Genomic DNA, 22,517 nt, shown 5'->3' with positions numbered 1-22,517 from the left:
GCGACGCACGAAGTGGCGGCAATTCGTGAAAACAGCCGCGCTTTACCCCTCAATCCGAGGCCAACCAGGGCGGTCACAGGGGCATAATTGCCCAGCCCATGTCGACCAAACTCGTCTCCGTCAGCCTGGATTCACTGCGGATCGGTGAGCCCCTGCCTTTTCCGCTGATGGACGCCGATGGCACGCTCCTGGCCAGCAAGGGCTACGTGATCGCCAGCCGCAGCGAGCTGCAGTCCCTGGTCGGGCGCGGTGTTGCGCTCTATATCGACGTCGCCGACTCCGAGGCCCACCACCGCGCTTATGTGGGCATGCTGCACGACATGGTCCGCAAGGAAAAAACCCTGGGGCATATCGCGGGCGTTCATGTGTCGCGCGCCGAAATCGACACTGGCCGCAACGACCCCGACCTCGCCGACGGCCCGCCCGACTGGCTGGACTACCAGGTACAGGCCAACAGCATCCTGCGCGACAGCACAGCCCCCCAATTCCTGCCGCGCCTGGTACGCCTGCAAAAGCAGCTGCGCCAGCATTCGATGGGCAACCCGGACGGCGCCCTGTTCGCGCTTTTTCATCTTTCGGCCAGCGAGATTCGGATGTACAGCGCCACCCATGCCATGCTGGTCAGCGTGATGTGCGGCTTGGCTGCGCGCGAGGTGCTCAACTGGCCTGCCGAACAGGAGCAGGTTCTATGCCTGTCTGCACTGACCATGAACCTGGGCATGACCGACCTGCAGGACAAGCTGGCCCAGCAGCTGACCCCCCTGTCCCCCGAGCAGCGCCAGCAGATCGACCAGCATGCGCTGCGCTCGGTGGCCCTGTTGCAGAAGGCGGGCGTCAACGATGCCAGCTGGCTGGAGGCTGTGCGCCATCACCACAGCGTGCCGCCAGGACCGCTGGCCGCGAAGTCGGAAGGGCAACGCATGGCGCGCCTGATCCAGCGCGCCGACATGTTCGGTGCGCGACTGGCGCCGCGTGCTTCGCGCACCCCCACAGCCCCTGCCACGGCCATGCAGGCCAGCTATTTCGACGAAAACCGGCAGGTCGACGAGGCCGGCGCGGCACTGATCAAGGCAGTGGGGATCTATTCGCCGGGCTCTTTCGTGCGACTCAATACCGACGAGGTAGCGGCCGTGATCCGGCGCGGCGCAAACACCACCACGCCGCGCGTGGCCGTACTGATCAATCGGGAAGGTATCCCGGTGGCCGAGCCGGTAATACGCGACACCAGCGTGCGCGACTACCGCATCGTGGCCAGCGTACCGCACCGCGAGGTCAAGGTTCAGCTCAACCTGCAGCGCATGCTCGCGCTGACGACCGCCACCGGCTCAGACCGCGCCTGAAGGGGCCAGCGGGGTAAGCGACGCCATCTGCTCCTTGCGATAGCGGTTGAGCTCCTGCACCGACTGGAAGCTGCGACCGAACAGCAAACTGAGGTTGTGCAGGATGCGTTCGACCACCTTGCTCTCCCATGCGGCGTCGAAGTTGATCTGCTTGTCCAGCCAATGTTCGAGCCACTCGGGGTTGGGCAGACGGCTCTGGATCGTATCGTTCGGGAACAAAGCCTTGCTCACATGCAGATTGGTCGGATGCAGGGCCTGCGCAGTCCGTCGGGCACTGGCCATGAGCACGCCCACCTTGGCAAAAGCGGCCTTGGCTTCGGCACCAAACTGCCCGATGGCACGTTTCATATAGCGCAGGTAAGCCCCGCCGTGACGCGCCTCGTCCTGGCTCAGCGTGGTGTAGATCAGCTTGATGACGGGCTCGGTATGCCATTCGGCGGCACGCCGGTACCAGTGGTTGAGACGGATTTCGCCGCAGAAATGCAGCATCAGCGTCTCCAGCGCCGGGGCGGGGTCGAACTCGAAGCGGATGTCATGCAGCTCCTGCTCGGTGGGCACGAGTTCAGGCCGGAAACGGCGCAGGTATTCCATCAGCACCAGGGAGTGCTTCTGCTCCTCGAAGAACCAGATCGACATGAAAGCAGAAAAATCGCTGTCATCACGGTTGTCGCGCAGAAACATCTCGGTGGCAGGCAAGGCCGCCCACTCGGTGATGGCATTCATCTTGATGGTCTGAGCCTGCTCATCACTGAGCAGGGAGGCATCAAACTTGTCCCATGGAATGTCCTTCTCCATGTCCCAGCGCACGGCCTCCAGCTGCTTGAACAGTTCAGGGTAAAGCATGGCGTTCCTTCATGGTGCAAGGATTCTATGGCGGCCCGATGACAAATGCCTGACGGGCGGTCGTTTCCGCACGCCAACCCAGGGAAATGGGTGCCGCGCGACCTCAGTGTGGCACGCTGTCGACAAAGCTGGGCCGCTGCATGAGCTTGTCCTGCAGGCGCACCAGGCTGGGGTGCGTGTCGCGCCAGCCTATCTGGGGGAAACGGAAATCCAGATAACCCAGGGCCGAGCCCACGGCCACGTCCGCCAGGCTGAAGTGGGTGCCCGAGCAAAAAGGCTTGTCGCCCAGGCCGCGGCTCATGGCGTCCAGGCTGGCTGCGATCTTGCCAAGCTGGCGATCGATCCAGGCCGGGCTGCGCTGGGCCTCGGAGCGCTGGGGCCAGACCGCTTCCATGCGGGCCAGCAGGGCAGCATCCATGACGCCGTCGGCCAGGGCCTCCCAGGTTTTGACCTCGGCACGTTCGCGGCCAACCGGCGGGATCAGCTTGCCTACGGGCGACAGGGTGTCCAGATACTCGACGATCACGCGCGAGTCAAACAGGGCTTCGCCCCCCTCCATGATCAGGCAAGGGATCTTGCCCAGGGGGTTGGCGTCCACGATGCGGGTCTGTTCGGACCACACATCCTCCAGCACAAAGGTGTATTCCAGTTTTTTCTCGGCCATCACGATGCGCACCTTGCGCACGTAGGGGCTGGTATGGGAGCCGATCAGTTTCATGGGTCTTTTGGTAGTCCAGGGGGCGGATTCTAACGATTCGCGCCCGGTCTCGGGCTTTCACCCCCGGCGCAGGCCGCCAAACTACAATCCGGGCATGACTTTCACCACCATTTCGGCCCTGTCCCCGCTGGACGGGCGCTATGCCGCCAAGCTCGCCGCCTTGCGCCCGCTGATGAGCGAACAGGGTTATATGCACCGGCGTGTCCAGGTCGAAGTGGCCTGGTTCATCACCCTGAGCGACGCTGGCTTCCAGGAGTTCCCGCCGCTATCACCCGGTGCCCGGACCTACCTGCTCAACCTGGTGAAAAACTTCTCTGAAGCGGATGGCAACGCCATCAAGGACATCGAGAAAACCACCAACCACGACGTCAAGGCCGTCGAATACTGGATCAAGTCCCGCTTCGAGGCCCGGCCCGAGCTGGAAAAGGCCAGCGAGTTTGTGCATTTCGCCTGCACCAGCGAAGACATCAACAACACCAGCCACGCCTTGCAGCTGCGCAGTGCGCGCGACACCGTGCTTTTGCCGGCATTGGACAAGCTGCTGCTCAAGCTGCGCGACATGGCCCAGGCCTATGCCGAAGTGCCCATGCTGAGCCGCACCCACGGCCAGACGGCCAGCCCCACCACCGTGGGCAAGGAAATCGCCAATGTGGTGGTACGCCTGCAGACGGCCTGCGACCGCATCGCCGCGGTCAAGATTCTGGGCAAGATGAACGGCGCAGTAGGCAATTACAACGCGCACCTGGCCGCCTGGCCCGAATTCGACTGGGAAGCCTTTGCCCGCCGCGTGGTTGAGACGCCCGAACCCCTGGGCTTGGGCTTGAGCTTCCAGCCCTACAGCATCCAGATCGAACCTCACGACTACATGGCCGAGTTGTTCGATGCTATAGCACGTGCCAACACCATCCTGATCGACTTCTCTCGTGACGTCTGGGGTTATGTTTCGCTGGGCTACTTCAAACAGAAGCTCAAGGCTGGCGAAATCGGGTCCTCGACCATGCCACATAAGGTCAACCCAATCGACTTCGAGAACGCCGAGGGCAATCTGGGCTTGGCTAACGCCTTGCTGCGCCACCTCAGCGAAAAACTGCCTATCAGCCGCTGGCAACGCGATCTGACCGACTCCACGGTGCTGCGCAATATGGGCGTGGCCGTGGGCTACGCCGTGCTGGCCTACCAGTCGCTGTCCATCGGCCTGGGCAAACTCGAGCTCAACAGCGAAGCGCTGGCTGCCGATCTGGATGCATCCTGGGAAGTGTTGGCCGAGCCAATTCAGACCGTGATGCGCCGTTATGGCGTGCAGGGTGCCTACGAGAAGCTCAAGGAAGCCACACGCGGCCAGACGGTCACGGCCGAAGACCTGCACCAGCTGATCCGCAGCCTGGCGATCCCCGAGGCCGACAAGCAGCGCCTGCTGACCATGACGCCGGGCAGCTACATTGGCAAGGCGGCCGAACTCGCGAAGAGAGTGTGACCCTCTGAGCGGCTAGCGCCGCTTCCCCCTGAGAGGGGGACAACGCCAGTGGCCCGACGGGGCCTGTTCCACAGCGTTCCCCGTAATAACCCTTCGCATCACCATGGCCATCAAATCCACCATCTTCAAGGCCAACCTGCAGATTGCCGACATTGACCACGGGTATTACGCCGACCATGCCTTGACGCTCGCCCGGCACCCCAGCGAGACCGATGAACGCATGATGATCCGGTTGGTCGCACTGGCGTTGCAGGCCCATCAGCTGCAAACCGTGTGCAACGGCGACGGCACGCTGGCCTTTGGTGCCGGCCTGTCGGACCCTGACGAACCTGATGCCTGGCTGCGCGATTACACCGGTCAGACCCGGCTTTGGATCGAAGTTGGTCAGCCCGAGGACAAGCCTCTGGCCAAGGCCTGCAGCAAATCAGATGCGGTGGTGGTCTATTGTTTTGCGCACGCTGCCGAGGTCTGGTGGCGCGGCATCGAAAACAAGCTTACCCGGCTGGATAAACTTCAAATCTGGCGTGTACCCACCGAAGCCTCCCAGTCACTGGCCGCCATGGCCGAGCGCAGCATGCAGCTGCAGGCCACGATCCAGGAGGGTACCTTGATGCTGGGCAATGGCCGGCACCAAGTGGACATCGAAGCCCAACGCTGGAAGTAAACGCCGGCCCTCGAACTAGGCTTCGGCCACCGCTACCGACGTACCTTCAGCCGCACGCTCGGCATACCGGTTGAAACGCCAGGCCCCTCCATGCAGGGTGATGCGAAGCCAGGTCTGCCGCTTTTGGGCGGGTCGCATCTCGGTCCATAGCTGCACCTCATCGAAGGTCCGGCCACAACCCTTGCACTCAGGATCCCCCTGGCTGGTGGAACAGATCGCAATACAGGGTGTATCCGGTGTGCTGTCGTACCAACCCAACCAGGCTTGCATGGCCGACGCCGGCATGCTGAACTCGTCGGCCTCCTGCTCGCGGTAAAAGACCAGCAGGGCGTAGACCTCGGCCAGCGCTCGCACTGGCTTAGCCAGCGTGACGCCATCAGGTGATGGTTCGCGCTCGCGCCAGTAGTTGATAGCCGCTTCGATATCGGTGATGTGTATGCCTGCCATGGTCACTTCGGATGGGACAGGGATCATAGCTTCTGTGTCCTGGCCGTTGCAGGGGTGCCTTATCCCAAAAACCACATCAGTTGCATGGTTGACATCATCCGTGCTTCAATGCTCTCACGAAGGGGAGTAGCTCCCATTTGCTGCGACACAGGGAGGTGGTCACCAAGACTACCGTTGCGGCGAGTATCAGCAAGTCGTCATTACGAAGCATGACTTCCGGCTTGCTGGGCAAAAATCTGCATGACACCATGCCGAGCAAGACCTTCGATTGGAGCCTGTTTCAGGTTTCGTCGAAGCACGTCTTGGTCCGTCTCGGCCCCAAGACTCCATTGACGTTGCCTGTTCCAGGTTGTTGATCGAAACAACTCGGAGTTTTGTCATGGAGTTTTTATCCACTGCATGGTGGTCGGCGCTGCTGGCCATCATTCTCATTGACCTCGTGCTCGCTGGCGACAACGCCATCGTGATCGCGTTGGCTGCTCGTAGCCTGCCATCCCATCTGCAGAAAAAGGCCATCGTCTGGGGCACGGTAGGCGCCATCGTCGTCCGTTCCCTGATGACGATTGGTGTGGTCTGGCTGCTCCAGATTCCGGGCCTCATGCTGGTCGGCGGCCTGGGCCTGGTCTGGATCGCCTACAAGTTGCTGACCGACGATGCCGGGGATGAAAGCCACGGCCCCGTCGCCCAGACCTTCTGGGGCGCCATGAAGACCATCATCGTGGCCGATGCCCTGATGGGCGTGGACAACGTGCTGGGCGTGGCTGGCGCTGCACACGGCTCCTTTGACCTGGTGGTTCTGGGCCTGCTCATCAGCGTGCCCATCGTGGTGTTTGGCAGCACGATGGTTCTCAAGCTGGTCCAGCGCTTTCCCGTCATCATTCAGCTCGGTGCCGCCGTTCTGGCCTTCACCGCGGCCAAGATGATTGTCAACGAACCGCTGCTCGACCCGGTGTTTGATCCGCACACCGCCGCGCGTTGGGCTCTCTACGCACTGGCTGTTGCTGGCGTCCTGAGCGCTGGATGGTGGCACACCCGTCGCCAATCGACTCAAAGCGGCCATTCCGGCCAGGCCGCCTGAGAGAGCCGCACCCCTGTTCCCCCGTCCCTTAATCAACAAGGAGTAGATCATGGACAAAATCATTGTGTATGTGGACGATGCCGAGTACGCGCAGCATCAACTGGCGCCCATGGAGGGCAGCGTGCCTGGTCAGCGCCAAGCAACCCACTGGATCGTGGTGGCCTGCCCGCCCCGCATGACCCGGCACATCAGCAAATGGGTCAACCACACCGCGCGTGAAAACTGGCGCAACAAATGGTCGGAGAAGCTCTTTGCACAGATCACCCCCGGATTGCAGGCCCTGGGTGACCAGGTCACGCCTGTGTTGTCCCAAGGACCGCTGCTCGAGATGACACGCGAGCTGCTGGAAAAGCATGGAGTGGCGCGCGTGCTGGATGCTCGCCGCCCGAAATTCGGCCAGGATCTGGCACCTGTCACGCCCGAGCAACCCACCAGCCAGGATGCACGCTGGGCCGTTCCGGGCGCTGTGGCTGGTATGGGCGCCTTCCTGGTGCTGGCCAGCGAATAACACCCCGACCCGGGACTTCATGCGCGGGTGCTGCTATGCTTGCCCGCCATGAAACTCCTGGTCAAATGGCTGCTGAGCGCGACCGCCTTGCTGGCGGTCGCGCATCTCTACAGCGGCGTCGAACTACACAGCTTCTCTGCGGCGTTGCTGGCGGCCTTTGTGATCGGCCTGTTCAACATCTTCCTGCGGCCGGTGCTCATCCTGCTGACGCTTCCGGTCACGCTGATCACCCTGGGTCTGTTCCTCTTCATCATCAATGCGCTGCTGTTCTGGGCGGCAGCCAGCCTGCTGGCGGATTTTCAGGTGCGTGACTTCGCCGCGGCCCTGCTGGGCTCGCTGCTGTATTCCATGTTCAGCCTGGTGATCGACTCAGCGCTCGAGCGCCTGTTCCCGCAGAAGTAGCTCGATCTCACGACTGCGGGTGTCGATGATCGACGCCTCGATGTGGTCCACGTTCGGGCCCTGCCGGGCCATTTCCTGCGCAGCGCGCAGGCGGTCACGGGCAGCGGCATAGTCCAGGCGAGCGGCATGCACCTCCGCCTCGGCCCGCACGGCACGCAGGGTCTGCCCTTGGGCGGCATAGGCGGCTGACAGCAATTGCCAGGCCTGCGCGTCCCTAGGCCGGCTAGCCAACCAGACTTGCAGCTGTTCGGCGGCGTCGCGCGCCTGCCCGCTCTGCATCCAGGCCCGGGCGCGCAGGAACAGGAAGGGACGGGGCACAGCCTGGCCTGCGCCAGGTGCCCCCGCATCCAAAAGCGTACGGGCGCGACGCGGATCCGCAACTGCCAGGGCCAATTCGGCAGCCAGCAGGCGCGCCTGATAAGCTGCCCGCGCATCAGCATGGCTCACCGCCTGCAAACGCTCCAGCCAACGCTGTGCCTGCTCGAACTCGCGCAAGCCGTGCGCCCCCAGTACTGCCGCGTAGTACACACCGGCCTGCTGCGCAGGCGACATCGTCGCTGCCGTCTGCGCCTGCAACAAGGCGGCTCGCAGATTGTCAACTTCCGGATTAGCCAGCATGCGCGCACGTGCTGCCAGCATGGCATGTGCCATCGTCAGCTGTGACGGGGCGGTACGCTCCAGCAACTGCTGGCGCGACTGCATGTCGGCGATGCGCTCCGTGGTCAAGGGATGGCTGCGCAGGTAGGGGAAGGCGCCGGTGTCATTGAAGCGGTTGGCCTGCTGCAATTTTTCAAACATGCCGACAAAACCCCGGGCATCGAAGCCAGCCTGCGTCATCACGCCATAACCCACACGATCGGCCTCACGCTCCATGTCGCGCGAGAAATTGAGCTGGCCCTGCACCGCCGCCGCCTGACCACCGACGATCATGGCGCCGGCGGCGCCTGGGTTGCTCGCCGCCGCCAGCGCCCCCAGGATCATGGCACCGATCAGCCAGGGCGCCTGGTTGCTCTGACGGCTGATGATGCGGGCAATATGCCGCTGTGTCACGTGACTGAGTTCGTGCGCCAACACCGAAGCCAGCTCGTCTTCACTGCCCACCACGGCGATGAGACCCAGGTGCACCCCCATATAGCCCCCGGGCAGCGCGAAGGCATTGACACTGCGTTCGCGTCCAAGCACAACTTCCCAGGCAAACCGCTGGTCCAGCTCCGGTGACAGCTCGCCGCGCTGGCGGGCAGCATTCATCAGGCGCACCCAGATGTCTTGGACGTATTCACCCAAGATGGCATCGTCGAGATAGTCGGGGTCGCGGTAGAGTTCCCGTGCAATGCGGTCACCCAGTTGTCTCTCGGCGCTGGTGCTCATCTCCGCGCCATCGCCCAAGGAAGGCAAGGTCGTCTGGGCAGCGACTGGAGCGAGGATCTGCGCCAAAGCCAACAAACCCGCCAGCCAATGCTGTGCGGTCCAGGCTCGGTCGGTTTTCTGTTTTTTCAAAACGAATCCAGCGGCACAAAGCCACGCGGTTCGGCGCTCTGCGCGTCGAGCAATACCGTCCAGAACGTCTGACGTGCAACCATGGGCAGGTACACCAATTCCCCTGCACTTTTGCCAGTCCGCACTACGCCAGCGTTGATCAATGCTGCTTGCTGGGGAAAGCGCGTGCTTAACTCTGTCAACGGCTTGGCGGCTGACAGAACACGTGCGCGCGCTTGCGGATAGGCCTGCCATAACTCGGGATTCGCACTCAGCGAGAGTCCCTGCAAAGCCATGAGCGTGGCCGTGCTCTCCTCATTGGCATCGCGGAACGGTCTGAGAGCGAGCGTCGTAGGCCCGGTGATCGGCATTCTCTGCAAATCTATCGGTGCCTTGCCCAGGAGTTCGTCGGAAACCTCAATAGCATGGACCGTACGAAAGCGATCGTATTCAAACACAAGATGAACTGGCCGGGCAACGAAAACCGTCCACAAGCCATAGGCCAAGGCAGCCAGCTGGATCAGGCCCACCGTCGACAGATCCCGCACCAGTTCCCTGCGCGGCTTGCTTCGGTTGAAGACCGTCAGAGTGATCAGCGGACCCAGTATGACGTCCACCGTGACAACGATCAGAAACAACTCCCTGCCACCCGAACTGTCCCGGTAAGGATAGGGGTACCAGAGCCCAAACACTAACAGGGCCGCCAGGGCAGCAATGCAAAGGCTCAAACCCAGGTGGATGGAACTGGCCTTGAAGCGATCTTTCCAATGAAGTGCTCTCATGTGATTCATGGTCGTATGATGCTCAAGCTATGTAGCGATTTTGTAAAGTTGAGATTTTCCATGAGTTCACTTACCCATTTCGATGCACACGGCCAGGCCCATATGGTGGACGTAGCGGCCAAGGCTAGCTCACACCGAATCGCCGTTGCCGCCGGACGCATCGAAATGCAGCCGGCGACCCTGGCAATTATCCAAGCCGGTACGGCAAAAAAGGGAGATGTGCTGGGGATTGCTCGCGTCGCGGGTATCCAGGCAGCCAAAAAAACCAGTGACCTGATTCCCTTGTGCCACCCGTTGGCATTGACCCGCGTGACAGTCGACTTTTCGGCCAACCCTTCTGCGGAAACTTTACCAGCGCATGTGATCTGTACCGCCCAGGTGGAAACCGTTGGGCCGACCGGTGTCGAGATGGAGGCCTTGACTGCCGTGCAGGTTGCCCTGTTGACCATTTATGACATGTGCAAGGCTGTGGACCGCGGCATGACCATGACCAGCATCCATTTGCTGGAAAAGCACGGTGGGAAATCGGGCAGCTATCTCGCGCCTTGAGGTCTTGATACATCTGCCGGAACGATGACTGGTCGGCGGTCTAACTCGCATACTCTCGCAGAGCAGGGCACCTTGTAGCGCACCGGATAGAAGCGCGCCCTCGTTTCGTCATGGCGTGACGACGGACTCGAAGAGCTTTTCCGCCACCCTGGCCTGGGGCGAGAAGTGCGGCTCATGGCAACTTTAGTTGGCCGAGTTGCGGGTATTTCTCCTTGGCCAGAGTTTCCCAATTGGCTTTGATCTGCGCGTAATCTTTTTCACCATGCATGGCGCGCATTACTTTTACCTGCCTGAGTGCCTCCTCCGTCTGACCGTTGAGTGCTAGCGCCAACGCATACCGATTCTGGAGCGCCGTCCACGGATAGCGCAGGGCCACATTTTTCGCCAACTCCATCTCTTCTGATGACATGGATGGTTTGGGAACAATCCGACCCCCATTCAACAAGGCATCGAGCTGCGTCAACATCACCACTTTCGGTCGTTGATAGTCATCGGGAGTTTGTCCTATCCGCATGGCTTCAAAACGCACGATGCGGAAGTCTTCCTCTATCTGCACATACTCAAACACTGACCACGCCATCAAAATACTGGCCGTTAGCAGGAACACCCCGGCTACCCTGACGCCAACGCGTATTGGCGCCGTGAACCCAGACACTGCCTCAAAATATCCAAGTGCCAACATAACGGGCACCAGAAAATAGCTGTACGCAAACGTGAATTCCGACAACGAATGAAGCGCGAGCAAAAGCACTAGCGCCATGGAATACCACTGAGTGAGGTGTTGCACCGCCTTGAGTCGCCGGTTGAACCAGAGCGCAACTAGCCCCACCAATAGGCAAGTCAGTGGCAGACCGATGCCCAAGGCCAGGTCAAGCAGGATGTTGTGCGCATACGAAAACGGCTCGCTTATCTCGAACTGGCTTGCCACGGAATTGTGGGCTTTGGGTGTTGCCCCCAGACCCCAGCCGAACCAGGGGTGCAGGCATACGGCGTCCCACAGCTGGGGCCAGATGATCAGCCGTGAACCTGGTTTTGTATTGATCGTTACGCCCTCATCAGAGACGATTAGGATCCAATTCAAGATTTGAGGCCAGTACCAGAGCGCGCTCAGATAGAAAGCCGCGGCGAAACCAAAAAGCCAGGGACGCGTCGTCGATCCGGTAGACTTTCGATGCCATAGCCACCATCCCGATAGCACCATAAAATTCAAAGCGCCGGCTCTCGACTCGGTCATGGCGAGCGAGGTCAGCAGGGTTGCCAACAGCAGCCCGGCAGCTATCCCGTTTATTCTTCTGCGCTCATACAGAAACAAGAGACTGAGAACCCCCATCAGCACCAAGACGCCCAGATGGTTGGGCTGTCCTAGATTGCCGCCAGGGCGTCTTCCCGAGGGCATGAGGGAAATCCAGCTGGCGGTTTCCCACAACTCAAATACTTGGGCAAACGACAGCACGGCCGATACAAAGGCGCCAGCCAGCAGAGTTTGCGCCAGAAGTGGCATGTATTGATCCCGCCCATTTTGCGTAGCGCCGCCGGCATAGCCCACCGTCAGGCAAATGATGGCCGCTGACAAGTAAATGCCAAAAACCAAGGAATCGCCGCCGAAGGTAATCTGGCCGCGCAGGCTTTGCACCAACACGAGCACTCCCAAGCCGGCCAGAGGCCACACCATGACCGGTACAGCCACTTGGGCCCTCCAACCTTCTTTTGTCGCAGCCAGCCATGCGGACCATCCCAACAGCATCGCCGTCAAAAAGCCCAGTGCTTCGCTGTGCCAGCTCACCCAGGGCAGAAAGTGAAGTGGCATCCACCAGGCTAGGCACAAGAGCAGCGCAGAAATCGCAACCATGGGTCATCCATTGGGGGGTAAAAAAAAACGCCCCTCACGGGGCGTCTTCTCAAGAACAGGATGCGCTTAAAAGCGCACCGACGCGGTCAGTTCGCTGCCCAGCCAGTTTGGGTGCTGACAGTCGTATCGCGGCAGGAGCCGGGCAGGTACTTGGGCGGCATGGTCGAGTTAGGACCGCACAGCCACGCACCAATGGTGCTGCCTGCCACCAGGGCCGCAGCCGGGGCCAGAATCACGCCGCCTGTTGCGGGAATTTGGGTGGTCGGGAAGTTCAGAGCGGTAACCAGAATAGCGCCATTGGCATTGGTCTCAACCTTGGCGACATATTTGGATGTCGAGGTGGACGACTCGCAACCCCAGTTACCTGCAGCGGGCAGCGTCGAACTGGAAGACTGCACCGACTCCGTGATACTGGTACGGCATTGCGATGCGGCGAGAACCACTTCGGAGAGCTTGGCGCGAACCGTATAGTCTTGGTAAGCCGGCAGGGCGACGGCGGCCAGAATACCGATGATCGCAACCACGATCATCAGTTCGATCAGGGTGAAACCCTTTTGCAGTGAACGCTTCATGTAAAGCTCCTTGGTTAAAGAAATGGATACAGCGGTGCTGTATGGTCTTGGATCAGCAGTTTCCGTGCCAAGCCGGGATGGTGGATTATGGTGTCGTTTTAAGGTGAAATCCAGTAAATATCGTCGATTTCGACTTCATTTCTGTCTCAACATCTTCCGAACTGACATTTTTGTCCAGCCAGACTTGTCACTTGATACAGACCTGCCTAACTTGCTTCAGGTCGGTCATGCCCAACATGATCTTCTCCATGCCGTCCATTTTCAGGGTGCGCATGCCACTTTCCACGGCCGCAGCAAATATCTCGGCCACGCGGGCACGCTCCTGAACCAGCTTCTTGATGGTGTCATCAGCGATGAGTAGCTCATGCAAACCCAATCGGCCCTTGTAGCCGGTCTTGTTGCACTTCTCGCAGCCCACAGGTTTATAGAAACGCAGCTTACCGTCCTCACCGTAGTTGACCACCCACTCTTCATAGAGCTTCTGGGCTTCGCCACTGAAGTCCGCCTTCCAGGCCTTGGTATTGCGCAATTCCTGGGCGTACTCGGAGATGAAGCTGTTGACCTCTGAGGTTCCCGGGTTGTAAGGCTCTTTGCAGTCGCACAGTTTCTTGGCCAGACGCTGTGCCAGGATGCCCAGGAGGGCATCGGCGAAATTGAAAGGGTCCATGCCCATGTCCAGCAAACGCGTGATGGACTCCGGTGCAGAGTTGGTGTGCAAGGTGGAGAACACCAGGTGGCCTGTGAGCGAAGCTTCCACACCCATGGACACAGTTTCCTTGTCGCGCGACTCACCCACCATGATGATGTCCGGATCGGCACGCAGGAAGGCACGCATGATCAGCGCAAAGTCGATACCGGCCTTCTTGTTGATCTGTACCTGTCGCAGGCCCTTTTGCGTGATTTCCACCGGGTCCTCGGCCGTCCAGATTTTGGTGTCGGGCGTGTTGAGAAACTTCAAGATGGAGTGCAGCGTGGTGGTCTTGCCCGAGCCCGTCGGGCCGCAGACGTAGAACAGGCCGTAAGGTTTGCTGACCGTGGACTCCAGCCGTTCGCGATTGTGAGGCGTCAGCCCCAGCTTCTCCAGGGGTATCGGCTCGCCCGCCGCCAGGATACGCATGACCACGTCTTCCACGCCGCCAGCGGATGGAATGGTCGCCACCCGCAGCTCGATGTCCAGCGGGCCATACTTCTTGAACTTGATCTTGCCGTCTTGCGGCTTGCGGCGCTCGGAAATGTCGAGATCGCACATGATCTTCAGGCGTGTAACCATGGCCTGCCGGAAGTGCGCAGGGACTTCGATGTAGGGCATCAAAGTGCCATCGATCCGGAAGCGGATGCCCGTCTTGAGCTTGCCTGGCATGGGCTCAATGTGGATATCTGAGACTTTCTGCTGATACGCGTCAATGATGACTTTGTTGACGAACTTGACCAACTCGTTGTCGGCCGCCGCTGATTCCAGCGAGTCGTCATTTTCCCCGTCATCCCCAAGCGGGGTACCCATATCCGCCAGCAACTGGTCGATCGAGGTCCCGTCGGCCGTGGCGCCAAACAGCTGCTCCAGCGTCTGCTCGAACTCGGTCTGCGTAGTAACGCGATAGGAAAACTTGTTGATGCGCGAGAACACTTGCGGCACCACGCGCGCACCGCGCGTGGCCTCGGGATCCAGGCACATGATGACCAGGCCCTCGGGTGACTCTTCCAGCGGTATCCAGCCCTGGCCTTCGGCAAACTCACGCTTGAGCGAGCCGTGCAGCATCTCAGAGCGGATGCGCCCCGCATTAAAAGGCTCGTAAGGCACACCAAAAAACTTGGCCAACGACGGGCCCACCTGGGCGGGCGTGACTTGATGCTTGCTAAGCAGCAAATGCTCGACGGGTTGCCCTTCGTTACGCGCCTCCTGCACGCAGTCCTGCAGCTGCGCCCCGCTCAGCAGGCCGTCGGCGACCAGGCCGTCGTACTTGGTGGCTCGGATGCGCTGCGGCTCGTCCACTTTCTGCAGGCGCTGGCGTATGGCCGTGGCCAGTGTCTTGCACAGCTGGATGACGCCCTTGACGTCCAGTTCGCCAAACGGCTGGTCATTCTTGTTGTTGATGACCTGGAGCACCCCATACAGATTGCCCCCTTCGATGATGGGAGACACCAGCATCTGTTTCGTCCGATAACCCGAGCGCTTGTCGACCTCCTTCAGGAAAGTCAACGAGGGATGGATCTGCTTGAGCGCATCTTCATCATAGACATCGGCCAAGTTCAACAACTTGCGGCTGAAGGCAACGTAGCCCGCAATACTTTGCGGGCTGATGGGCAGCTTGAGTTCGCGGCTGCTGGTCAGGCCCGTCTTGATCTTGGAGACGATGGATGTTTCATCATCGCTGATCGCATACAGGGTCAGACGGTCTGCATTGAACAGCTTGCAGATCTCTGGGCTGACCTCCAGCATGATCTGCTCGACGTTCTCGGTCTCGTGGATGCGCAGCACCACCTGCTTCAGCTGACGTACAAACAAGGCTTCAAATGACTTGTCCTGCTTGTCTGATGTGGGTTGCTGCGAATCACGGTAGCCCGGTTCAGCAACCGCGCCTGCGCCCGGAGGTTTCATGACGGCACTCATAGATCGAACTCCTGCCCGGCCTGCAACCAACGTATGTCATGCGCCAGCTTCCGGGCACTGGGACGACTGCCTTCCAGCTTGCGAATTTCGGACATGATCAACTCGGTTTCCGCGGGTTTGGTATGCGTGATGTAAATCGGATAGTTGCTGCCTGCACTGATGCAGTCGAGCTCTTCGGCCAGCACGGCTGGTGACAGATGCCGACTTGTTTCAGCCAACTGGCTTTCGCGGCTACTGAAAGCGGTCTCGATCACCAGCATGCTCACGTTGAGCTGGTTGACTCTGCTCCAAAAAGCGGGGTTGCGCTCGGTATCGCCGGAAAAAACCCAACAGGCCTCTTGCGTCATCACGGCGTAGCCGACGGCCGGCACGGTATGCACCGCAGGCAACACCTCGATGCGCTTGCCGGCTACCTGCAGTTCCTCCCCAACCCGGATTTCCTGAAAATGAATGAACGGCGCCTCAGCGCTCGGAAGCCGCGTGAAATCCGGCCAGATCACGTCATTGAAGATATGCGTCCTGAGGGCAGAAATCGTTCCCGCCAAGGCGTAGACCTGAACCGGGCTGCTGCGACGCGCAGCAATGGCATCCAGCATCAGCGGCAGGGCAGCGATATGGTCCAGATGCGCATGCGTCAGCAGCACGTGGTCAATGCTCAGCATCTCATCCAGGGTCAGATCTCCGACACCCGTACCCGCATCGACCAGAACATCGCCATCCACCACGAAGGACGTGGTACGGCACTCCCTGGCGATAGCGCCTGAGCAGCCCAACACACGCACCTTCATGACCACTCCTTTGTCTGCCCGCCACAGCAGGCCCACAGGATTCAGCAGGCCCACCGGGCCCGCTGCAGACTCAACTCTGGATAAACTGCATTTTCGTGCCCGCCAGCTCGATCACGTCGCCGCTCTTGAGCGCGACAGGCTCGTTGCCTATCGGCGCGCCATTGAGCATCGGAATGCCCGAGCCTTCGACATGCGCCACGACATAGCCGTGGGCTCGGCGCGAAATGGAAGCCACGGCCACGCCCGGCTTGCCCACTGTCGTGACCGCCTTCGTCAACGGCACTTCACGACCAGAGGCCGTGCCAGAAAGCACACGCAACGCGCCGTTGAGTCCTGCAGCTTCTGCCGCCGCCATAGGCGTTTCACCCGGCTTGAACAACATGGTCTTGTCGAAACCGGGAGCCTCGACCTCATTGACAAACTTGATCTTGTATTTGCCGACTTCGATGGTGTCGCCGTTTTGCAATGCCTGCTTCTTGACGGCCTTGCCGTTGACATACGTACCGTTGGTACTGTTCAAGTCCTCCAGCATGACCTCGTTGCCTGCCATCTGAAGTGCGGCATGTTCTCCGCTGACGGCCAGATTGTCGATCACCACGTCGTTGTATGGTCGCCTCCCCAGGGTTGTGCGTTCTTTGGTCAGCTGCACTTCCTTGATGACAACACCGTCGATCGATACGATCATTTTCGGCATGCCCGACTCCTATTCCTGTTGCTCGTTATAAATATAACCTTCGCTATTTTCCCAGCAAACGCGCCATTAGACCGCGCTTTTCTGCCTCGGCTTCGCCCTGGACCAGAAGGACCGTGATATTGTCCCGCCCGCCATGTGCGTTGGCCGTGTCGACCAGGGCCTTGGCGCGCTGCTCGGGAGGCAAAGGCAACTGGAGTATTTTGGCAATATCCTGGTCCCGGACCATGTCGGACAGGCCGTCCGAACACATCAGGTACACGTCGCCTGGCTCGACAGTGTGTTCGTGCACCTCCAGCAGCACTGCGTCGTCGACACCCAGTGCACGCGTCACCAAATTCTTGTTCATGGACAGGGCGGCCTGCTCTGGGGTCAGCAAGCCGGCGTCAATCTGCTCCTGCAGCAGGGAATGGTCTCGAGTGATCTGCACCAGCTCCCCCTGCCGTAGCCGGTAGCAACGCGAATCGCCTATGTGCCCGATCACCAGATCGGCCCCACGGAATACGCCGGTCACCAGCGTGGTTCCCATGCCGGAGTAATGCGTGTTTGCGCGCGCGGCCTGGTAAACCGCCGAATTGGCGTTGCTCACACAGATTTCAAGCGCGCGACGGATGTCTTGCACCGTTGCCGCCACGCCTGCCTCGGCCAGCCAGCGATTCATCTCTGTATTGATGATAGAAGTGGCCATACTGCTGGCCACTTCACCCGCGTTATAGCCGCCCATACCATCAGCCAGGACGGCCACCCCGGTACCCTCGTCAAAACCAACGGCGTCTTCGTTGTTTTGCCGGGCAAGCCCGGGGTCGGTTTGGGCACAAAATCTGTAAATCATGGCGTCTGTCGTCATGGCTCAATGGTTTGCCTCAGACAAGACGGGATATGAAGACATGCCCCGCCCATTTGCTGCAATTGACAGGGCTGCCCACAAAAGCACGACAAAGGCGGGCCCCGATTCCGATAGAGGCCTTTTGCTTGTGAATGAAGTTGCCAATTCGTGCCTGTTCAGATCCGTGGGGCTTATGCCAGTGTTTTCTGTGGCCCACCATGAAACCAGCGTACCTAGCAGCACGCCATACAAGCTGCCGACCTTAGCAGAGCAACCCCCGGCCGACAAGGTAGTAATGCACGGGGAGTTGTCGTTTTTTTGCAAATCCCGAGCCACCCCTTACCGAGTATGGCTCAAGATCCATGGCACCACCGCAGAAGCCCTCACGCCAACACCGGCTCTGCGGCGGGGAACGAGGTCAGCCTTCGGCCGATTTTCCACGCTTTTGCAAAGCACGCCCCAGCAAGACCACGAAGACGGCCCCGGCGGCAGCAGCGGCGTAATGCAGCCAAGGATTTGCCGTGGCAATCTCCTTGAGCGCCACATCGCTCACAATGGTTTCGCCACCGACCCAGCCGATCAGGGCTGCACCCAGCGTCACGATGATGGGGAAACGTTCCATGAGCTTGATCATCAGGGTACTGCCGAAGATCACCAGTGGAATACTGATCGCCAGACCGAGCAGCAACAGGACATCGTTGCCTTTGGCAGCGGCCGCCACGGCAATCACGTTGTCCAGACTCATCACCAGATCCGCAATCAGGATGGTGCGCACGGCAGCCATGAGGCCGCCGCCTTCCTTGCCGTGGCCCTCTTCTTCGTCATCGTCCTCGCTAAGCAATTGCACGCCGATGTAGAGCAGCAACACGCCCCCCACGACCTGCAGGAAGGACAGCTGCAGGAGATGAGCAGCCACCACGGTCAGGATGATGCGCAGTATCACAGCGGCGGCAGAGCCGAACAGAATGGCTTTCTTCTGCTGGTGCGGCGGTAGTGAGCGGGCAGCCAGGGCAATCACCACGGCGTTGTCACCCGAGAGAATGATATTGATCCAGATGATCTTCATCAGACCGATCCAGAAATTGACATCCTGAAGCATTTCCATCCAAGTTCTCCTGTTATTACTTATCGTTAAACAAGAAGCGCCCCAGACTGCAGGTCTGGGGCGCTCCCTAGCTTCTATGTGGCCAGTTTACCGGCAGGTACCGGTACTCATCGATTCGTATTTTTGCTTACAGCAATGCTTTCAACAGCTTGCCCATTTCGGACGGGTTGCGCGTGATCTTGAAGCCGCACTCCTCCATCACTGCAAGCTTGGCATCCGCTGTATCAGCACCGCCGGAAATCAGGGCGCCCGCATGGCCCATACGCTTGCCGGGAGGTGCCGTCACGCCAGCGATGAAGCCGACAATGGGCTTCTTCATGTTGGTCTTGCACCAGCGCGCTGCTTCCGCCTCGTCCGGGCCACCGATCTCACCGATCATGATCACGGCATCCGTATCCGGATCGTCGTTGAAGGCCCGCATCACGTCGATGTGCTTCAGACCGTTGATCGGGTCGCCACCGATGCCCACAGCGCTGGACTGGCCCAGGCCGATCTCGGTCAGCTGTGCCACCGCTTCATAAGTCAGGGTGCCCGAGCGCGACACGACGCCAATGCGGCCCTTGCGATGGATGTGGCCGGGCATGATGCCGATCTTGATTTCGTCCGGAGTAATCAGGCCAGGGCAATTGGGGCCCAGCAGGAGGGTCTTCTTGCCACCAGCGGCCTCCTTGGCCTTCATCTTGTTGCGCACCATGAGCATGTCGCGCACCGGGATGCCTTCGGTGATGCAGATCGCCAGGTCCAGATCGGCTTCGACAGCCTCCCAGATGGCTTCTGCAGCACCGGCTGGCGGCACATAGATCACGGAAACGGTCGCCCCGGTCTGCTTGGCCGCTTCCTTGACGGAGGCGTAGATCGGGATATTGAAGATGGACTCGCCGGCCTTCTTGGGGTTCACGCCCGCCACGAAGCAGTTTTTGCCATTGGCGTATTCCTGGCACTTTTCCGTATGGAACTGGCCGGTCTTGCCGGTGATGCCCTGGGTGATGACTTTGGTGTCTTTGTTGATGTAGATCGACATGACTGTTCCTTGGCTTTACTTGGCGGCTTTGACGGCAGCGACCACTTTCTGGGCGGCTTCGGCCATGGTGTCGGCACTGATGATGGGCAGGCCGGATTCGGCCAGCATCTTCTTGCCCAACTCTTCGTTGGTTCCCTTCATGCGCACCACCAGCGGCACGCTCAGGTTCACGGCACGGCAGGCAGTGATGACGCCCGTGGCAATGGTGTCGCACTTCATGATGCCGCCGAAGATATTGACCAAAATGGCCTTGACCTTGTCGTTCTTCAACATGATCTTGAAGGCTTCCGTGACCTTCTCGGGGGTGGCGCCACCGCCCACGTCCAGGAAGTTGGCCGGCTCGGCGCCGAACAGCTTGATGGTGTCCATGGTGGCCATGGCCAGACCGGCACCGTTCACCAGACAGCCGATGTTGCCGTCCAGCGAGATATAGGCCAGATCGAACTTGGAGGCTTCAATTTCTGCCGGATCTTCTTCATCCAAGTCACGGTAGGCCACGATTTCCGGGTGACGGAACAGTGCGTTGGAATCGAAATTGAACTTGGCGTCCAGGGCAATGACGTTGCCCTTGCTGTCGCGGTTCAGGGGGTTGATCTCGACCAGCGAGGCATCGGTCTCCATATAGCATTTGTAGAGCTTCTGGCAGATGTCGATGAACTGGGCTTGCGAGTCGGCGGGCATGCCCACGCCCTTGGCCAACTCCTGGCCTTGGGCCTGGGTCAGGCCGGTGGCCGGATCCACGAACAGCGTGATGATCTTCTCGGGCGTGGAATGAGCCACTTCCTCGATGTCCATGCCGCCTTCGCTGGAAGCGATGAAAGCCACCTTCTGCGTAGCGCGATCGGTCACGACCGACAGGTAGTATTCCTTCTGGATGTCGGCACCGTCCTCGATGTAGAGGCGACGCACCTTCTGGCCCTCGGGGCCGGTCTGGTGGGTCTTGAGCTGCATGCCGAGGATGTCACCGGCCAGGCGTTTGACATCGTCGATGGACTTGGCCACCTTGACGCCACCGCCCTTGCCACGGCCACCGGCATGGATTTGCGCCTTGACGACCCAGACGGGACCGCCAAGCTTCTGGGCGGCCTCAACCGCCTCCTGGACTGTGAAGGCCGGGATGCCGCGGGGCACCGGCACACCAAACTGGCGCAAGATTTCCTTGCCTTGGTACTCGTGGATCTTCATGAGGGCTCTCTCAGGAAATGATTTTCTGTCCGACCTCGGAACCGGCGTGTCCCGTGGCTGGTGCTGGATTCAGCACAGCCTTGGAATGTATCATGTTGCTCTGCACCAAAACTTGCTGGACATCCATCATATTGATTGAGTTGATCAATCAGCCCCGCCTTTACCATGACACGACACAAAGTCTTCATTGACGGCGAAGCCGGCACCACCGGCCTGCAGATTCGCGAACGCCTGCAAGCCATGCCTCAGATTGAGCTGCTGAGCATTGCCGCCGACCGGCGCAAAGACCCGGCCGCCAAGCGCGAACTACTGGCCGGTACGGACCTGGTCATCCTTTGTCTTCACGACGACGCTGCCCTTGAGACCGTGGCCCTGGTCGACGCGCTGGAAAAGACCTCCGGCCGGCCTGGCCCCAAGATCATCGACGCATCGACCGCGCACCGGGTCGCCCCGGGCTGGGTCTATGGCTTTCCGGAACTCACACGCAGCCAGGCACAGGCCGTGGCGCAGGCACGCCGTGTCGCCAATCCGGGCTGCTACCCGACCGGCGGCATCGCCCTGCTGCGTCCGCTTGTGGATGCCGGCCTGCTGCCACCTGACTATCCGGTGGTGATGTCGGGCTATTCCGGCTATTCCGGTGGCGGACGTCAAATGATCGAGGCCTATGAGGTCACGAAATCGGCCCCACCGCTGGAGGTCTATGGTCTGAGTCTGACCCACAAGCACCTGCCCGAATTGCAACACTACAGCGGCCTGAGCCGCCGGCCTATATTTGTCCCCGCAGTCGGCAATTTCTACGCAGGGATGATTGACCAGATCGGCCTGCAATTCGATCTGATGAAAGGCGTCAACCGTAGCCAGCAGCTGGAAGATGCGCTGCGCGCGCATTACGCCGGCAGCGAATGGGTCAGTGTGGTGGCGCCCGCAACCGGCGGTCGTCTGGAGCCCACCGCGCTCAACGGCACGAACGAGATGGAGCTCAGCGTCTACGGAAACGACAGCCTGGGGCAAGCCGTGCTCGTCGCCCGCCTGGACAATCTGGGCAAGGGTGCCAGCGGAGCAGCGGTGCAAAACCTCAGGTTGATGCTGGGCCTGTAGTCAGGTCTCTTCGCCTCCGGGATCGCCGCCCAGCACACGGCGCACTATTTCGCCAGTAAACCCGCGCGCGAGCAGAAAACGTGTCTGCCGCGCCCGCTCCTGGGCCGTCTGCGGTGCAACATCGAACCTTCTTTGCCAGACCTCCCGGGCACGCGCAAGTTCGCTGTCCTTGAGGCCGGACAGGGCGTTCGCTATCAATTCGCTGTCCAGCCCCTTGTCCTGCAACTCCTGGCGTATGCGTGTCGCCCCCAGCCGGCTCGCACGCCGGTTCAACACCGACTCCACGACCCGCTCCTCGCTGATGAAGCCACGGGCCTGCAGTTCGTCCAGCGCCTGCGCCAGCGTACCGGGTTCTTCTTCGTACGGCCGGAGCTTGCGTTCGAGCTCGCGGCGCGAATGTTCGCGCTGGCTCAGCAGGCGCAGCGCCCGTCCTTTGAGCGTGGGCTGGAAAGCCAGCCGCCGGGCAGTGGCCATGGTCCGCGCCTCCTTACCG

The 22,517-nt window shown here is 60.4% G+C and carries 23 protein-coding genes; 8 read left to right on the top strand and 15 right to left on the bottom strand.

All coding sequences use genetic code 11. The features are described from left to right. The first annotated feature begins 98 nt into the window (after window positions 1-98). A complete protein-coding gene (locus AC07NT_RS14770) occupies window positions 99-1,340 on the top strand; it encodes an HD-GYP domain-containing protein (RefSeq protein WP_498599365.1) in 1,242 nt (413 codons plus the stop codon). Here the strand turns inward: AC07NT_RS14770 and AC07NT_RS14765 are convergent. Both AC07NT_RS14765 and AC07NT_RS14760 read right to left on the bottom strand, forming a co-directional pair. Further along, a complete protein-coding gene (locus AC07NT_RS14765) occupies window positions 1,326-2,183 on the bottom strand; it encodes a ferritin-like domain-containing protein (protein ID WP_498599366.1) in 858 nt (285 codons plus the stop codon). The genes AC07NT_RS14770 and AC07NT_RS14765 overlap by 15 nt on opposite strands. Window positions 2,184-2,286: 103 nt before the next feature. Continuing rightward, window positions 2,287-2,901 (bottom strand): glutathione S-transferase N-terminal domain-containing protein, encoded by a 615-nt coding sequence (locus AC07NT_RS14760; RefSeq protein ID WP_498599367.1) that lies wholly within the window; start codon window positions 2,899-2,901, stop codon window positions 2,287-2,289. 94 nt (window positions 2,902-2,995) lie between these two features. On the opposite strand from AC07NT_RS14760, the gene purB reads away from it, so the two are divergent. Further along, complete coding sequence (purB, locus tag AC07NT_RS14755) at window positions 2,996-4,375, top strand: adenylosuccinate lyase (RefSeq protein WP_498599368.1); 1,380 nt, start codon at window positions 2,996-2,998, stop codon at window positions 4,373-4,375. Between the two features lie 103 nt (window positions 4,376-4,478). Further along, on the top strand, window positions 4,479-5,039 hold the full coding sequence (locus AC07NT_RS14750; protein WP_498599369.1) for a YaeQ family protein: 561 nt from the start codon (window positions 4,479-4,481) through the stop codon (window positions 5,037-5,039). 15 nt (window positions 5,040-5,054) lie between these two features. On the opposite strand, the gene AC07NT_RS14745 is transcribed toward AC07NT_RS14750, so the two are convergent. Beyond that, window positions 5,055-5,486, bottom strand: coding sequence for a DUF3717 domain-containing protein (locus AC07NT_RS14745; protein ID WP_498599370.1), 432 nt, complete (start codon window positions 5,484-5,486; stop codon window positions 5,055-5,057). Window positions 5,487-5,865: 379 nt separating this feature from the next. Between AC07NT_RS14745 and AC07NT_RS14740 the strand changes: the two genes are divergently transcribed. Genes AC07NT_RS14740 through AC07NT_RS14730 form a run of 3 tightly spaced genes read left to right on the top strand, consistent with a single transcriptional unit; the run spans window position 5,866 to window position 7,474 of the window. Further along, window positions 5,866-6,564, top strand: a complete 699-nt coding sequence (locus AC07NT_RS14740) for a TerC family protein (RefSeq protein WP_498599371.1) — start codon at window positions 5,866-5,868, stop codon at window positions 6,562-6,564. A 49-nt stretch (window positions 6,565-6,613) separates the two neighbouring features. Beyond that, window positions 6,614-7,072 carry a hypothetical protein gene (locus AC07NT_RS14735; RefSeq protein ID WP_498599372.1) on the top strand — a complete coding sequence of 153 codons (459 nt, stop codon included), beginning with the start codon at window positions 6,614-6,616 and terminating at the stop codon, window positions 7,070-7,072. A 48-nt stretch (window positions 7,073-7,120) separates the two neighbouring features. Further along, a complete protein-coding gene (locus tag AC07NT_RS14730; protein ID WP_498599373.1) occupies window positions 7,121-7,474 on the top strand; it encodes a phage holin family protein in 354 nt (117 codons plus the stop codon). Here the strand turns inward: AC07NT_RS14730 and AC07NT_RS14725 are convergent. Beyond that, window positions 7,442-8,971, bottom strand: a complete 1,530-nt coding sequence (locus AC07NT_RS14725) for a M48 family metalloprotease (RefSeq protein ID WP_498599374.1) — start codon at window positions 8,969-8,971, stop codon at window positions 7,442-7,444. The two genes, AC07NT_RS14730 and AC07NT_RS14725, sit on opposite strands and share 33 nt — an antisense overlap. Then, window positions 8,968-9,741, bottom strand: coding sequence for a TfpX/TfpZ family type IV pilin accessory protein (tfpZ, locus tag AC07NT_RS14720; protein ID WP_498599375.1), 774 nt, complete (start codon window positions 9,739-9,741; stop codon window positions 8,968-8,970). Before tfpZ ends, AC07NT_RS14725 begins: the two co-directional genes overlap by 4 nt. A gap of 51 nt (window positions 9,742-9,792) precedes the next feature. On the opposite strand from tfpZ, the gene moaC reads away from it, so the two are divergent. Then, window positions 9,793-10,281, top strand: a complete 489-nt coding sequence (gene moaC, locus AC07NT_RS14715; RefSeq protein WP_498599376.1) for a cyclic pyranopterin monophosphate synthase MoaC — start codon at window positions 9,793-9,795, stop codon at window positions 10,279-10,281. Between the two features lie 172 nt (window positions 10,282-10,453). Here the strand turns inward: moaC and AC07NT_RS14710 are convergent, their stop codons facing one another. From AC07NT_RS14710 to sucC, 9 genes are all read right to left on the bottom strand, one after another. Further along, window positions 10,454-12,130 carry a PglL family O-oligosaccharyltransferase gene (locus tag AC07NT_RS14710; protein WP_498599377.1) on the bottom strand — a complete coding sequence of 559 codons (1,677 nt, stop codon included), beginning with the start codon at window positions 12,128-12,130 and terminating at the stop codon, window positions 10,454-10,456. 86 nt (window positions 12,131-12,216) lie between these two features. Continuing rightward, on the bottom strand, window positions 12,217-12,702 hold the full coding sequence (locus tag AC07NT_RS14705; RefSeq protein WP_498599378.1) for a pilin: 486 nt from the start codon (window positions 12,700-12,702) through the stop codon (window positions 12,217-12,219). Window positions 12,703-12,889: 187 nt separating this feature from the next. Beyond that, entirely contained in the window at window positions 12,890-15,298 is a 2,409-nt protein-coding gene (locus AC07NT_RS14700; RefSeq protein ID WP_498599379.1) for an ATPase, T2SS/T4P/T4SS family, read from the bottom strand. Between the two features lie 8 nt (window positions 15,299-15,306). Further along, window positions 15,307-16,098, bottom strand: coding sequence for an MBL fold metallo-hydrolase (locus tag AC07NT_RS14695; RefSeq protein WP_498599380.1), 792 nt, complete (start codon window positions 16,096-16,098; stop codon window positions 15,307-15,309). A gap of 70 nt (window positions 16,099-16,168) precedes the next feature. Then, window positions 16,169-16,792, bottom strand: coding sequence for an FHA domain-containing protein (locus AC07NT_RS14690; protein WP_498599381.1), 624 nt, complete (start codon window positions 16,790-16,792; stop codon window positions 16,169-16,171). A gap of 43 nt (window positions 16,793-16,835) precedes the next feature. After that, window positions 16,836-17,621 carry a Stp1/IreP family PP2C-type Ser/Thr phosphatase gene (locus AC07NT_RS14685; RefSeq protein ID WP_498599665.1) on the bottom strand — a complete coding sequence of 262 codons (786 nt, stop codon included), beginning with the start codon at window positions 17,619-17,621 and terminating at the stop codon, window positions 16,836-16,838. Between the two features lie 412 nt (window positions 17,622-18,033). Beyond that, entirely contained in the window at window positions 18,034-18,720 is a 687-nt protein-coding gene (locus tag AC07NT_RS14680) for a TerC family protein (protein ID WP_498599382.1), read from the bottom strand. A gap of 127 nt (window positions 18,721-18,847) precedes the next feature. Further along, window positions 18,848-19,741: a succinate--CoA ligase subunit alpha gene (gene sucD, locus AC07NT_RS14675; protein ID WP_498599383.1), complete on the bottom strand. Its 894-nt coding sequence runs from the start codon at window positions 19,739-19,741 to the stop codon at window positions 18,848-18,850. A 15-nt stretch (window positions 19,742-19,756) separates the two neighbouring features. Beyond that, complete coding sequence (sucC, locus tag AC07NT_RS14670) at window positions 19,757-20,926, bottom strand: ADP-forming succinate--CoA ligase subunit beta (protein ID WP_498599384.1); 1,170 nt, start codon at window positions 20,924-20,926, stop codon at window positions 19,757-19,759. Window positions 20,927-21,091: 165 nt separating this feature from the next. Here sucC and argC point away from each other — a divergent pair, with 165 nt between their 5' ends. Beyond that, a complete protein-coding gene (gene argC, locus AC07NT_RS14665; protein ID WP_498599385.1) occupies window positions 21,092-22,024 on the top strand; it encodes an N-acetyl-gamma-glutamyl-phosphate reductase in 933 nt (310 codons plus the stop codon). Here argC and recX read toward each other — a convergent pair whose 3' ends face one another. After that, window positions 22,025-22,498: a recombination regulator RecX gene (recX, locus tag AC07NT_RS14660; protein WP_498599386.1), complete on the bottom strand. Its 474-nt coding sequence runs from the start codon at window positions 22,496-22,498 to the stop codon at window positions 22,025-22,027. It lies immediately after the preceding gene. Window positions 22,499-22,517: the final 19 nt, after the last annotated feature.

This window comes from Hylemonella sp. GW821-FHT10B10 (assembly GCF_059415585.1).
Note: the sequence above shows the minus strand (reverse complement) of the source record. Positions and strands in the feature narration are given on the sequence as shown.